The following is a 13,005-nucleotide window of genomic DNA, read 5'->3' as shown; positions in this document are numbered from 1 at the left end:
GGAGGGTATCACAAATGAAAAAGAGTTCCTTGCTGTTACTGTTCCTCTCGCTAGTCATTGTACTGGCTGGATGCAACGTAACAACCAAAGATGATGCACAGCAAAATCAGCAAGAACCATCGGATACAGCTACAGATACATCCGCTGTAAATATTGAACTGCTTGGCATGAGCTCTAACGAATCCGATGTCAACATCATTCGCGACCAGCTCACAAAGAACGGCTTCAACGTGAAGCTGAATCTGCAGCCGGATTACGGCAGCTACAAGGCACAGCAAGATGCCGGAAATTACGACATCGCGCTGTCCAGCTGGACAACCGTTACGGGTAACCCTGACTACGCTGTACGTTCCTTGTTCAAAACGGGCGGCGACTACAGCATCATGTCCGACGAAGAAGTGGACAAACTGATCGACCAAGCGGCAACACAAACGCCTGAGGACGCTGCCGAAACCTACAAACAGCTTGAACAGCGTCTCGTTACGGACAAAGCTTACATCGCGCCATTGTACATTTCCCTGAAGAGCCAAGCGTTCAACAAGGATGTGCTGGACGAAAACTCCGTCCGTCTCTCGAAATCCCGTTCCCTTCCTTGGGAAGCTGTTGATTTCAAAGACCAATCCAAGCGTGCTACGCAGCCGCTGATTCTGTCCCAATCGATCTCTGAACTGACTTCTCTTGATCCAATCAAGGGTAACGATGGTTCCATCAATATCATCAACACCAACATGAACGTACGTCTGATCAACCTGACCGATGATGACAAGATCACATCCGAAGGATCGCTGTCTTATAACCATGCCATTGGCGAAGGCAACTCGGAGTACTACTTCATTCTTAGAGACGATATTGACTTTGCGAAAATCACAAATAAAAAGGCTGAAGATTCCGGCGAGCGCGTAGGCGCTGACGATGTCATCTTCTCCATGAACAGAGCCAAAGACAAAAATTCGGTACCTGATCATCGCACCTACACGCTTCACGAGCATATCAACACGGTTGAAGCTGTAACCGATCTGAGCACACTGGAGAACACTAAAGTGTCCGGTGGCAGCGAAAGCATCAAGGATGCACTGGAAGCTGGTTTGGATACCAAGATCACTTCCCTTGTCGACGACAAGAATCAAGCAAGCACGAAAGATGGTAAATACCAAGTCATTAAATTGACGACCACCGAGCCGTTCCCGCAAGTGTTGAACTACCTGGCTCACCAATCGGCCGGTATCGTATCGAAGAAACAAGTGGAATCCATCAACACATATGATGTTGAGAAATTCGATGTGAACAAAGACATCCCTTACGGCGACCAAAACACGGTAACCGAAGGCGACAAATACAACAACACGCTGTATGCCAGCGGTCCTTACATTCTGTCTTCCAAAACTGACTATGAAGCGACCTTCTACAAAAACCCTGGCTATATGAAGGGTACCGAGCACGAACCGAAAATCGAACAAGTGAAAGTTCGCTTTATCAAAGATGCGGACAGCACGCTCTCCGCACTGCGTAGCGGCGAAATTCACCTGTACTACGGCGTGCCTGAAACGAAATACGATGTGGTTAAAGGCGACAGTAAGCTGAAGCTGCAAACCATCGAAAGTAACGCCGTATCCTACTTGCTGTTCAACACGAAAAACCGTGATGTGGCAACAAGCGATGATTTGAGAAGAGCGGTGCTCTACTCCATCAACCAGGATGAAATCCTGACTTACTACAACAACAACAAAATTAAAGCTTACTCCACCGTCAGCCCAATCGTTAAAACCGGCAACGAGCTGGTTGCCGATCCAGCGAAGGTGAAGGAATACTTGAGCGCATATAAAGCGAGCAAGTAAAAAAAGAGGACGACATTAGCGAAAAGCTGATGTCGTCTTTTTTGATGCGAGCTTTATATGCGCCACGTTAAAATTATGGCTCCCATAGCATTGCTATGTTCGCAGGTAGACCCTTTGCATCGCTCCGGCTGTTTTTTTCATCGCTCCGCATGCGGATGTTTCTTCCGATCTCTGTTGCCCCCAGATTTCTATGAATGAATGGGCCAGAGTAGAAATCCGGGGGCAAAGGAGACCGCTTCGCTTCTCCAGAATCATTCCGCCTTCTCCGCTGGAGCACTACCTTAAGTAGTCCGTTGTTAGCTCATGCTTCGATACATCTCACATTAGCCATAAAAAGGGACGAACGATAGCCGCGGCGCAGCTACTCTCGCCTTTTTTGGGGAGGGGGAGTGAGAGGAAGCCGCCCCCTGTAATTAACATGTACAGGGGGGCTTTCCAAGATTGAAGACTTAGATTATATACGCTTGATATCATCTACAAGCTCGGGCAAGCCCTCGCAGAAATAGTGATCGTCGCCCTCGTATTCTCGGGTGACAGCTTGGGGGAGTTGCTTCGCGTAGTGCTGAGCGTGCGCGAAAGGCACCACGGGATCGTGGCGGCTGTGGTACAGGTACAGACTTGATATGCGAGGCAGCATGGTGGCGAAAGAATCAGGCAATCTAAAATCTTCACTCTGCCACTTATCGTCTTTGCCCCAGTAGGGGGCTGCGATCAAGAACAGTCCGGAGACTGTTCGCCTGCAGCCTTCTTCCGACAGAAATTTTAGCAACACCGAGCCGCCCAGGGAATGGCCTATGAGGAGAACCTCCTCATCCAATGCCTCGATTTCATTAGCGATTTGCGCTTTCCACAGAGCGTAATCCGGATCCGGCATGGCCGGGGATGAGACATGATAAACTTCCCCGAGCTGTTCTTTTAGATCTGCGATTAAGTCACAGCTGCCTTGGTCTATACCTTGAGGGCCGGCACTATGGATGAACAAAACTTGCTTTTTCATGTTTAGTCTCCTTCCCGATCTTTGCTTAAGGGTATGGACATATCTCAACAGAATGTCTACCAATCTAGGGTAATCGATAGTAGAGTGCTGGACTTCTTTTCATTTGCTGACATTTAGCCGGAATCGGACACCCTATACATGCCCTCATCACATGGAGATGAAGATACCCCTAGGTTACTGTTGCTTATAATCAAACCATCGAAGATTGGTTTCTCTATAAGCCGCACAGTTCCTCGCTCACAGCGCGGAATTATTTGAAAAAGCAGTCAAAGTCAAAGAATATCCTGCATTTTCTTGTTTTCATTTTTACAAAGCAAAAGCTGCCCTCTGGTTATGTTCAGACCAGTAGGGCAGCTCTTCCCTTGTTAACAATAAAATAATATTACGGTCTCTCCACAAGCAGCGTTTCCCATTGCAAGCCTTCTCCGGTGATTTCAATCCGCAGGTCGGAGATGCTCTTCAGTGCCTCCTCGCGTCGTGTCTCAAGGGTGATCACCGTTTCCTTGTATAGCTCGCCTATCTTCTTCTGCGTACCGCTTGCCATTTTCGTTATTTCGGATTTTCTTGCAGCATTACCCTTGGAGATCGCGGTTGTCTGTTCCTTAAACAGCTTGCTGTATTGACTCTTAGCTGTTGCTTTGCTGATTTTCCCCTGTTTGTACTTCCACATCGGACTGTTCAGGTACGACGTACTGGATCCGTTACGAAGCTTCCACATCGGGCTGTTCAAATAGCTTTCACTGACCATTTTGCTGAATTTCCATGCGGAACTGTTCAAATAGCTCGGGGTGATCGTCTTCTTGTATGTCCACATCAAGCTGTTCAAATAATCCTCGTTCATTGCTTTGCTCAGCTTCCATAGGGTACTGTTCAAATAATCCCGGTCTGCGGCTTTTGCATACTTCCACATCGGACTGTTTAAATAACTTGGATTGATGAACCGTTCATATTGTGTCAGCTTCTCCTTTAAATCACGGTTCCCTTCATACTTCAGCTTCAGCTGATCCAGATCTGCTTGAAGCTTCTCGTCCCACTGCTTTTGATCCTCCAGCACTTTTTTCTCCAGCTGATCCAGGGACGCATGGCTCGCATCATAAAACACCTGATATTTCTTGTCTACTTGTTTCTGGTAATTGTTATACGCATTTACCGTCTTCTTGTTATAGGATTTATACTCGCTCCATACTTGATTCATCCATTTCTGATCCGCTGCGTGAACCGTTGTTTGCGGAAATAGGACCGAGACTGCAAGCAAAAGGCTGCATAGGGTCAATACGGATTTTCGCACCAATCTCATCGAATTTCGCCCCTCTTCTATAGATAGTAAACAAGGGATATTTTACCTAATGGCTTGGTATCTTCCAATAGGAATTCCGAACCCCTAACTTTTAGACTATAGCCTGCTTGCTCCGAGTCAATTATTTCATGGTACATCGTACTCCATTCCCTAGCTCTTTCGCGAAAAACATGCCTTTCTTTCGCAAATCCATTTTTCAAAGTGAAGGATATATGCACTTCCTTAGTCCTGTAGTCACTAAGTATCGATTAAGTTAGTTAGCTAGTTATAACAGCCCATCTTTGACCAGAAGCGCTTTCAGACGCTTGACCGGTCGAAAAACACACTTATACAATGTATTTTGTAGTATTTTAGCAAATTATAGATGGAGGATTGCAGATGTTGAAGTTCAGGGCACTATGTGCGCCTATACTCCTGGTTGTCTCTTTATTCGTTGGGGCTGGCAGCGCTTCCGCCGGGGTTACGTTTCGGGATATCGATAACCACTGGGCAAAAACGACCATCGAATGGGGCGTCGACAAAGGGATTGTCAACGGCTATGCCAACGGAATGTTCATGCCCAATCAAAATGTGACCGAGGCCGAATTCATCCGCATGCTGGTTGTCGGCATCACAGGCAAAGACCTGCAGGAGAACTATTTGACCGAACTATGGTCGGATAAATATTATCATTTTCTGCACTTCAAGAACTATCCTGTACACGGATTCACTGACAAAACCAAGCGGAGCCAATACATAACGCGGGGCCATGTGGCCGAGCTGATATCCAGCGCCGATGGCGTGAACTACGATGGAAATCAAGCGGTTCAATATGTTCTGGGCAAAAAGTACGCGCAGGGCCGGATTAAGGGCGAAAATACGATTGAAGGGTATGTAGGCAGCGGCACCATCACGCGCGCCGAAGTGCTTCAGCTGATCAAGAACCTGACCGATCGTGGAATGTCGAACCTGTACGATCGTCCTACCGTGCCAAGTGCGGAGGCCATGCTTCCGAAGCTGCCAACGCCTTGGGATGTGTACCGGGATGAAATGTATCTCGTGATTCGTCAGAAGGTATTCTCGAACTACAGCGGCTACAGGATCTATGACGACGGGTCGAACAAAATTGTGATGACCAGCACGAAGCAAACCGGCGAAACGGATTATGCCGTGTCCGTTCAATTCGAGCCGCAGATTATGCAGTTCAGCGGAATCGCGCTATCCAATGCCACCGATAAAACGCAGCGCAGCATGCTGATCGAGCTCCTCCAGCTGTATGGCTTCCAGGTCGATTCCTCCTTCCTCGCGAAGATAGACTCCGCCGAGAAAAACAAGAAGGTGATCGAGTTGAAGGTAAGCGGCAAGACACTCGTTATCGATCCGCTAGTGGCAAGCCCCGCCGGGCATATCCACATCTACTATAAGTGGTGGGATGGAACGCGGGCGTAATTTAGGAAACTGGATTTGCTATAAGCGAAAAAGGGCCCTGACGGCAAATCGTCAGGGCCCTTTTTATTAGGTATAGAATCTATTTCTACGCTTCAACTTCGGTTGAGATATTCCAATTTACGCCATATTTGTCCTCAACGATCCCGTAGGCCGGGCTCCAGAAGGTTTCCTGCAGCGGCATAACCACCTTGCCACCCTCCCGCAGTGCTTCATATACCTGCTTTGCACGCTCGGCTGCATCGGTCATGATGCAGATCTGGACCTGATTGCTGGATTGGACCGGTTGCCCGGGAAACGTATCGGATAACATCAAAACCGTCTCTCCGACGATAAGATTTGCGTGGGATACCCGATCCCGCGCGCTCTCCGGCAGCGGAAAGTCCGGGTTAGCCGGCATCTCGCCGAAAGTCTGAACCATGACGACTTTGGCGTCCAAAGCCTTCTCATAGAATTGAATAGCTTCCTTAGCGTTCCCGTCCATAAAGAGATACGGATTCATTCGAAGTGTCATGTGATCGTTAACCACCTTTTTTTCATATTATCAAAGATAACTCCTATTATCTCCCACTGTGGACACTTTAGTAAAATATGACGGAAATCTAAGGCTGGAAAAATACCTACCTTATTTCCATCCATACAGAAGTGTGAAGTCGGCGGTTATCTCCATCTCTCCACCTGACATCCGTTCAATAACCTCAGACGAAACGCTCCAGGATAACGGCGTCATATGAATCAATTGCTTCATCTGCTCGGAATCCAGAACGACGCTATACCGAATTTCTTCGAACTCGATCCGTTCAAAGTGACGGCTGAACAGCTCCATGGTGCCGTCATTGGAATACGTCTCTTTACCTGTACCTGTATAGAACAAAGCTCGAAGCTCCTGCAAATACAGGCTCCCCGGAATTACCTTCACCAACATTCCGTCACTCGTAAGCAGTCGCCGGAACTCCGAATAATTAGAAGGAGACAGAATATTCAAAATGTAATTAAACTGTTCGTCTGCAAACGGGCACTGAGACAGGTCGGCCACGCACCACATAGGGTCCGAATATGTCTTGGCAGCCAATACGACTCCCTCTTTGGCAATATCCATGCCCACACCAATAACGTTAGGCTCATGCCCCTGCTCCTGTAGGTTATGTCCAATTGCCGAGAGAGGGGAGCCTTCCCCACATCCTGCATCGAGCAGTCTCAGAGGCCTGCCAGATTCCGACAGCTTCTGTTTCTGCATCCGGATCAGACTATTGGAAATTCCTTCAATCATCGGGCCAAAGAACCCGCTGCTGTTAATCATTTTTCGTGCCTCAAACAAAGCCTTATCATATTTAGTTTTGGCTCTATGGGATAGCAGGTTGACGTACCCCTGTCTGGATATATCATAGCTATGGAGCTTCTCGCACACCAAGTTTGCCAGCTGTTGAACCTTCATAGAACTGCCGCAAATCGGGCATTTAAACATCTTCTCATGTTTCGATAGCCATTGTGCTTTTTTTAATAACCTTTCATTTCTGGACACAGCAAAATCACCCTTTCATTCGATCATACGCAATGAAAAAGGCACAGAAAAATAAACTCAAGCCGCAGTCACAAAAAAAAGGGCCGAGCCTACTTGGATCTGTACCTCACATTAACGTAAGCGAACGAAATGGATCATGACCATGGCAACGAACACGCTCCTGTTATCAATTCGGGCAAGAGAGCTGCCCTATTCCAATTTTAACACGCTGAGAATGGTTGTAAACCCACTGGCCAACTATGCAGCTTAGCAAAATATATCAAGAAAAAGGCAGCCCTGTGCGGTATGATGTTTAACCGGGGATGAATATACTTTTATTTCCCAAATTGACTAATATTAAAATCAAAATGACATATATATATTGCAAAAAGACGTAAATACTATTACAATCCATGTATCAAGAAATCTAAGGAACGATTGTTAACCAAAATGGAAGGAATGATGAGTGTGAATTGGTTCAAGAAGAGCACGGTTGAGGATGAGCGTATCGTCAATCTGAAGAACAAGTTATATAAAGAGGTGTATACCTTGATCATGATCATTTGCAGCATTTCCGTCATTATTAAATCTTTTGCGCTGCCCGGAACGGAATCCGTATGGCTGGAAATGCTGATCATGCTGGGAGGAAGCATATATTTCGGCATCCGCAGTGTGGCGATGGGAATTTATTCGGATGAAGTGGAGGTCCATGACCAGCGAAGCAAAGTTTCATTCAGTAAGCGTACAGCGATATGGGGACTCGTTATCGGTATCGCACTTGCTCTTTTTTTCGGTATCCGCAGCGCGATTCTGTTTGGCAATAACAGCAGTGCGACCGAGATCAAATACTTCTTTATCGTTTTCTTCGTCTCACTGATCATCTATATCCCCCTCTTTGTTGGAGTGAATTTGATGATCCACTATGGTGCCAACAAGGTGAGCCAGAAAATGTCGCAGAACGATCCGTTCGACTCGTAGAAAGGGATATCAGGGTGACTGCCGTATGAAAAACATCAAACTGAAGATGGCCCGGGTTGAGAAGGATCTATCGCAAGAAGAATTAGCCCAGATCGTGGGTGTCTCCAGACAAACCATTGGTCTGATCGAGTTAGGTAAATATAATCCGTCCCTCAGTCTGTGCGTTGCCATATGCAAAGCGCTATCTCGTACTCTTAATGATCTGTTCTGGGAAGAGGACTAAGGCTAATACAGCAGTGCAGTTCTCCAGCAAAATCACGGTAACTATGTCTATATTAAGGAGGTGATGCTGTGTTCCCCAAGGTAATCATGACGATATCTTTTTTTGCTATACGTCCATTCAATTAGAAAATCATACAACAAATCATCTAAGGAGTGATCCTGCATGCCGCTACATAACGCTAGAAAAGCATTCACCGTGTTTCTGCTCACCGCTTCCCTTGTGGGGACATCCCTAATCCCTGCCGGAAAAATTTACGCTTCCACCCCGGATACCATCCAAGGTCAGGTTACAGAAGTGAAAACGGCCCGAACCTCTGACGAAAAGATTGCCAAGTGGGAGGACTGGGCTAAAGACCACGTATACCGATTGGATACGATTCAGCCCGCCGACACGGCGGGCGGTCCAAACCAATATAAGGATCTGGCAATGCTAAAACCATTGCTGCAAGATAAACGTTTTGTGTTCCTCGGCGAGAGCTCCCACGGCGTTGCCGAGTTCAATCTGGCCAAGACCCGTTTAATCCAGTTCCTGCATCAGGAAATGGGCTATAACGTGCTTGCCTTCGAAAGCGGACTCAGCAATACTTCTTTGGCATATGGTAAAGCAGGACAACAGAGCCCCGAGTCGACCATGAAGGATTCCATCTTCGGTGTCTGGTGGTCCAAGGAGGCTTTGCCGTTGTTCGACTACATGAAAACAGCACAAAAGAGCAAGCAGCCGCTCATGCTGACCGGTTTTGACATGCAGCTGCAGCACCCACTGTTGGATGGGCAATGGCTGCAGGATCAGACCATGGCTAAGCGCCTTGCGGAAGCTGAGAAGAAATTGTCAGACTACTCTCTTGGTACGGATCTTGCCGCTTATCGCAAAGAGAAAAGTCAGCTGATCCAAGTATACAAGGATGCTATAAAATCCTTAAAGATGGAGGCAAACGAGGCTCATTTGAAGCAGCTATATCCGGATAACCCCAAGCTGTCCTTGCTGCTTGAAAGAAGTTTGAACGACCGGATTCGGGTAGCCCGGGAGTATGTGGAGCTCTCCATTAAATCAACCCTCGGCATGGAAAGCGGGGATTATGCACCGTTCCTGGAATCGATGGAATGGCGGGATCAGGCGATGCACGATAATCTCATGTGGCTGGCTACCGAAGTCTATCCAACGGAGAAATTCATCGTCTGGGGACATAACGACCACATCCGCAAGGCTCAAACTGAGGTCATGGGTACGCCATATCCGGTTACTCTAATGGGAGAAAAACTCTCGGACGAAATGAAAAAATACAGTTACGTACTCGGCTTGTATCCGGCCAGCGGACAAACCGCAGATAATATGGGCAATGTGCATGACGTTCTGCCGGCAGAACCAGGCTCCATTGAATCGATCCTGTCGGCCGCAGGTGCGCCGTATACCTTCGTTGATTTGCGATACCAGAAGCGTGAGGCGGGTAACTCCTGGATGTTCGAGCCGCGTTTTGCCTACAGCTGGGGCATGATCCCCGAAAGTCTGATTGCCCGTGATCAATACGATGGTATTCTGCTTATTGATGACGTAAACCCGCCGCAATATATGAGATCCTCCGCTTCATCCAAGGCTTCTGTACCTGCTGAAGAATAAATAAGTGCTATCATTCTTCTTTGTTATATAAAAAACTTGAATAGGTTAACATGCCAAGCATCCTCTTATGGTCTGCTTCAAGAGTCGTAAAAGCTGTGAACTCTTGCAAAGGACGAGTACGGGGATGCTTGTTTTTTTCTTAAGCTCTGTTCTTGCATGATTATTTTATCGAGATGTTCCCCGAGGAGGTTTTGAGCTTCACCTCATGCTTGCCATGACCGGATCGCCCTTCCGTCTTCCGATTGCTCTCCTTCCTGTCCTGGAGCAGAACGGCAATGGACCGATGTCCGCTTCCGGATTGCAGCATCCATGTCACATCAGGCGTTTCTTCATCCAGCTGGATGTTCACGTTTCCACTTGTCGCCGATACCTCCACATCGTTATTCAAACGGGTGAACGCAAGTGAGATATTCCCGCTTTTCCCCTTCACCTCGAGGCTATGATTTTGCAACCCAGTTCCCGTTACTTTGCCGGAAGAACCATCAATTACGACCTTCCCTGCATAGTCCGCAGGAATTCTCACGCTAAGCTGCGGCATCCTGCCGATATTCAACATCCGCGTGATGTCGTTATCTAAACGAATCTTTACCCGATTGCCATCCTGATCAACAACAGCCCCAGCGGACTTGGTGTTTCTGAGCAGCGAAACTTCCAATGCTTCCACATTCGCTGTCTCGACGAACAAGGTCGTGCTGCCATGGTCAATCTCCAGCACTTCAACCTCCTCAAGCGTTACGCGTTGAAGAGCCTCCTCTTCGTCCGTGGAATTGCATGCACTGAGCAATAACACGCATAGGACACATAGAATTGCAGCTGCGTATCGTTTCATATCTTTCTAACACCCCTTTTCAACTTTGAAACCATTGTACAAGATGACGTTGCGTCACTTTCAAGTGATTTTTCAATTCTGGTAAAAGACAGGAAAAGGACACCGCCTTGTGGCAGTGCCTCCCGATAGGTCAAGGTATGGACCCTATGGTTGTCCATATTTGTTGTCGTACCACGATCGTGTCGGACGGGTTGTAGGGTATCCGTGCTCCTCCCTAAATTGCTTACGCTCTTCGCTGAAATCATGCCAGCTCTTCCCGCTTTCCGGATGATTGGCATGATGAACAATGCAGCGAAATGCATCCTCTACGCAAGGATCCTCCCAGAATCCGCTGCTTGCCTCCATCCGGTCGGTTAACGCGGCGGCGTCTTCATTCTTGATTTCTTCCAATGCGTAATATCCCATCTTGACTACGCGTTCAGCCACTTTCGGTCCGATCGAAGGAACCGTCTGAAACTGCGCCAGCCCCCGGACATATTGTGCACGGCTATCCGAAATGCCAAGCACGCCAGACAATAACTCGATATCCATGTGCGCAATATCGATGAGCTTCATTTTGTTTGACCGCAGCTTCGCTCGCTCTTCTTCGGTTAACGGAAGCTTCGGCGATTTTCCCAGTACATGCCGCTGCATCCTTTACCATCCTTTCGCCTCAATCATCCTGCACCCGCAGTTTAATATAAATCGAACATGCTCACTTCATAGCCCTGGGCTTTCAGGTAATTGAACATTTGTGCCCGATGATGCTGGGCATGCGTGACGATTTCAATCAGCCACTTGGCTTGCGTTGAACCGTGCTCCAAATAGAAGGGTTTAGTTTTCTTTTGCATAAATTCTTCATCCGTCAACCCATTCATGTATGACTTTACATCCGCAAGTCCCTTCGTCATCCAGGAAATCAGCTTGTCCTTGTCTACGCCGTCTGCAGCAATGCTTGCCTCCAGCTCCCGGATCTCCGCTTCACTCTTCTCTTGCAGAATCAATAAATCGGTAGCAGGTACCGAAACGAGATGGTAAACCAGCTCCTGAAGCGACCTCATATTGTGGGCAGGTCTGTAATCCCAGTGTTCTGGCGAAATTTTGCCGATCAGATTCGAACTGGTTCTAACGATAAGCTCCAGTTCCTCAAATAACAACTGCTTCATTTCATTCAATTGACTCACGTTTCATCACTCCATTTTTTAGTTATAAGGGGTCTCTGGGTTCTACAGCCAGTATAGCGTATAATGGTGACAACTATTGTCATAGTCATCAAACGATACGGAGCTGATCTTATGTCCAAATCCAAACGTCTCATGGAGCTGATGATGACCGTGAACCGGATGCGGAAATTCACGGTAAGGGAATTGGCCGATCAATTCGGCGTGTCCTCTCGGACGATCTTGCGGGACCTGCAGGAGCTAAGCGAGCTGGGCGTTCCACTCTATTCCGAGGTAGGACCGCACGGCGGATATCAGGTTCTGAAGGAACGAATTCTTCCGCCAATCGCTTTTAGCGAGGAAGAAGCCGTCGCGATGTTTTTTGCCAGCCACGCCCTGCGTCACTATCTATTTCTTCCCTTTGAAGCCGAGTCCTCTACCGCACTTCAAAAATTTTATTATTACATGCCCGGGGATGTGCGCGACCGGATTGACCAGATGAAGAACCGGGTGGATTTTTTGACGCATACAAGGCAGCAGAAGGTTGAATCTCTCGGCGTTCTTCTGGATGCCGCCGTCGACCAGCGGGTCGTTACGGTGTTATACGAGAGCAGGGAAGGCTATGCCGAGCGAAGTATCCAGCCCGTGGGCATTTATGCAAGCAATGGCTTCTGGTATTGTCCCGCTTATTGTTTTCTGCGCGATGATTTTCGCCTGTTCCGCTGTGACCGCATGAAGTCCGTGGCTTATGATACAACCGGAATCGAGCCGCGAGATCACCGCCATATCCATCTGGGCAATTGGAGGGAATACGGGGCAGAGAAATCGGTCTATGTCCGGATGGTGGTTGATCTGAGCCGGGAAGGCGTTCAGCGCTGTGAATCCGAATTGTGTCCTGTTCCCCTCATTGACATGCGGCCGGATGGAAGTGGACGGCTCGATCAGAATGTCCCTGCGAGCGAGCTTTTGTATTTTGCTAAATTTTTTATCGGATTAGGAAATGAAGCCACCGTGAAGGAGCCGCAGGAGCTGGTGAATCGCATTAAGGGGATACTCACAGAGATGATGGCGAAATACGATTAGAGGCAGCCAACCTTATGGATTATTCAAACACTTTCGATTAGAAAATCAATATTGAATATGATTCATCAATTATGTTACGATGGC

The 13,005-nt window shown here is 47.7% G+C and carries 13 protein-coding genes; 6 read left to right on the top strand and 7 right to left on the bottom strand.

Features of this window, described 5'->3' with window-relative positions:
• Positions 1 to 14: 14 nt before the first annotated feature.
• Entirely contained in the window at positions 15 to 1,835 is a 1,821-nt protein-coding gene (locus MKY48_RS06715) for an ABC transporter substrate-binding protein (RefSeq protein WP_339271061.1), read from the top strand.
• Between the two features lie 454 nt (positions 1,836 to 2,289).
• Here MKY48_RS06715 and MKY48_RS06710 read toward each other — a convergent pair whose 3' ends face one another.
• Both MKY48_RS06710 and MKY48_RS06705 read right to left on the bottom strand, forming a co-directional pair.
• Complete coding sequence (locus MKY48_RS06710; RefSeq protein ID WP_339271059.1) at positions 2,290 to 2,832, bottom strand: alpha/beta hydrolase; 543 nt, start codon at positions 2,830 to 2,832, stop codon at positions 2,290 to 2,292.
• Positions 2,833 to 3,214: 382 nt separating this feature from the next.
• Positions 3,215 to 4,129, bottom strand: coding sequence for a hypothetical protein (locus MKY48_RS06705; protein ID WP_339271057.1), 915 nt, complete (start codon positions 4,127 to 4,129; stop codon positions 3,215 to 3,217).
• A 378-nt stretch (positions 4,130 to 4,507) separates the two neighbouring features.
• Here MKY48_RS06705 and MKY48_RS06700 point away from each other — a divergent pair, with 378 nt between their 5' ends.
• Positions 4,508 to 5,557, top strand: coding sequence for an S-layer homology domain-containing protein (locus MKY48_RS06700; protein ID WP_339292567.1), 1,050 nt, complete (start codon positions 4,508 to 4,510; stop codon positions 5,555 to 5,557).
• Between the two features lie 85 nt (positions 5,558 to 5,642).
• On the opposite strand, the gene MKY48_RS06695 is transcribed toward MKY48_RS06700, so the two are convergent.
• Positions 5,643 to 6,068 carry a VOC family protein gene (locus tag MKY48_RS06695; RefSeq protein ID WP_076322870.1) on the bottom strand — a complete coding sequence of 142 codons (426 nt, stop codon included), beginning with the start codon at positions 6,066 to 6,068 and terminating at the stop codon, positions 5,643 to 5,645.
• 111 nt (positions 6,069 to 6,179) lie between these two features.
• Positions 6,180 to 7,076 carry a putative RNA methyltransferase gene (locus tag MKY48_RS06690; RefSeq protein WP_339292566.1) on the bottom strand — a complete coding sequence of 299 codons (897 nt, stop codon included), beginning with the start codon at positions 7,074 to 7,076 and terminating at the stop codon, positions 6,180 to 6,182.
• A 441-nt stretch (positions 7,077 to 7,517) separates the two neighbouring features.
• Here MKY48_RS06690 and MKY48_RS06685 point away from each other — a divergent pair, with 441 nt between their 5' ends.
• From MKY48_RS06685 to MKY48_RS06675, 3 genes are all read left to right on the top strand, one after another.
• Entirely contained in the window at positions 7,518 to 8,033 is a 516-nt protein-coding gene (locus MKY48_RS06685; RefSeq protein WP_339292565.1) for a DUF6773 family protein, read from the top strand.
• Between the two features lie 25 nt (positions 8,034 to 8,058).
• Positions 8,059 to 8,256, top strand: a complete 198-nt coding sequence (locus tag MKY48_RS06680; protein ID WP_009594955.1) for a helix-turn-helix transcriptional regulator — start codon at positions 8,059 to 8,061, stop codon at positions 8,254 to 8,256.
• A gap of 162 nt (positions 8,257 to 8,418) precedes the next feature.
• Positions 8,419 to 9,870 carry an erythromycin esterase family protein gene (locus MKY48_RS06675; protein WP_339292564.1) on the top strand — a complete coding sequence of 484 codons (1,452 nt, stop codon included), beginning with the start codon at positions 8,419 to 8,421 and terminating at the stop codon, positions 9,868 to 9,870.
• A 160-nt stretch (positions 9,871 to 10,030) separates the two neighbouring features.
• Here MKY48_RS06675 and MKY48_RS06670 read toward each other — a convergent pair whose 3' ends face one another.
• The 3 genes from MKY48_RS06670 to MKY48_RS06660 all read right to left on the bottom strand — a co-directional run bounded on the left by MKY48_RS06670 (position 10,031) and on the right by MKY48_RS06660 (position 11,862).
• Positions 10,031 to 10,699: a DUF4097 family beta strand repeat-containing protein gene (locus MKY48_RS06670; RefSeq protein ID WP_076322868.1), complete on the bottom strand. Its 669-nt coding sequence runs from the start codon at positions 10,697 to 10,699 to the stop codon at positions 10,031 to 10,033.
• Between the two features lie 144 nt (positions 10,700 to 10,843).
• Positions 10,844 to 11,332, bottom strand: a complete 489-nt coding sequence (locus tag MKY48_RS06665; protein WP_339292563.1) for a helix-hairpin-helix domain-containing protein — start codon at positions 11,330 to 11,332, stop codon at positions 10,844 to 10,846.
• Between the two features lie 41 nt (positions 11,333 to 11,373).
• On the bottom strand, positions 11,374 to 11,862 hold the full coding sequence (locus MKY48_RS06660) for a DinB family protein (protein WP_098742303.1): 489 nt from the start codon (positions 11,860 to 11,862) through the stop codon (positions 11,374 to 11,376).
• Between the two features lie 111 nt (positions 11,863 to 11,973).
• Here MKY48_RS06660 and MKY48_RS06655 point away from each other — a divergent pair, with 111 nt between their 5' ends.
• Positions 11,974 to 12,921: a YafY family protein gene (locus MKY48_RS06655; RefSeq protein WP_339292562.1), complete on the top strand. Its 948-nt coding sequence runs from the start codon at positions 11,974 to 11,976 to the stop codon at positions 12,919 to 12,921.
• Positions 12,922 to 13,005 lie beyond the last annotated feature (84 nt).

The sequence above is a fragment of the Paenibacillus sp. FSL W8-0187 genome (assembly GCF_037969755.1).
Taxonomy (GTDB): domain Bacteria; phylum Bacillota; class Bacilli; order Paenibacillales; family Paenibacillaceae; genus Paenibacillus_AQ.
Note: the sequence above shows the minus strand (reverse complement) of the source record. Positions and strands in the feature narration are given on the sequence as shown.

Bases quoted from the DNA above. Each gene is read 5' to 3' on its own strand.
- MKY48_RS06715 (WP_339271061.1), top strand. From the start codon at position 15: ATGAAAAAGAGTTCCTTGCTGTTACTGTTCCTCTCGCTAGTCATTGTA.
- MKY48_RS06710 (WP_339271059.1), bottom strand. From the start codon at position 2,832: ATGAAAAAGCAAGTTTTGTTCATCCATAGTGCCGGCCCTCAAGGTATA.
- MKY48_RS06705 (WP_339271057.1), bottom strand. From the start codon at position 4,129: ATGAGATTGGTGCGAAAATCCGTATTGACCCTATGCAGCCTTTTGCTT.
- MKY48_RS06700 (WP_339292567.1), top strand. From the start codon at position 4,508: ATGTTGAAGTTCAGGGCACTATGTGCGCCTATACTCCTGGTTGTCTCT.
- MKY48_RS06695 (WP_076322870.1), bottom strand. From the start codon at position 6,068: ATGACACTTCGAATGAATCCGTATCTCTTTATGGACGGGAACGCTAAG.
- MKY48_RS06685 (WP_339292565.1), top strand. From the start codon at position 7,518: ATGAGTGTGAATTGGTTCAAGAAGAGCACGGTTGAGGATGAGCGTATC.
- MKY48_RS06680 (WP_009594955.1), top strand. From the start codon at position 8,059: ATGAAAAACATCAAACTGAAGATGGCCCGGGTTGAGAAGGATCTATCG.
- MKY48_RS06675 (WP_339292564.1), top strand. From the start codon at position 8,419: ATGCCGCTACATAACGCTAGAAAAGCATTCACCGTGTTTCTGCTCACC.
- MKY48_RS06670 (WP_076322868.1), bottom strand. From the start codon at position 10,699: ATGAAACGATACGCAGCTGCAATTCTATGTGTCCTATGCGTGTTATTG.
- MKY48_RS06665 (WP_339292563.1), bottom strand. From the start codon at position 11,332: ATGCAGCGGCATGTACTGGGAAAATCGCCGAAGCTTCCGTTAACCGAA.
- MKY48_RS06655 (WP_339292562.1), top strand. From the start codon at position 11,974: ATGTCCAAATCCAAACGTCTCATGGAGCTGATGATGACCGTGAACCGG.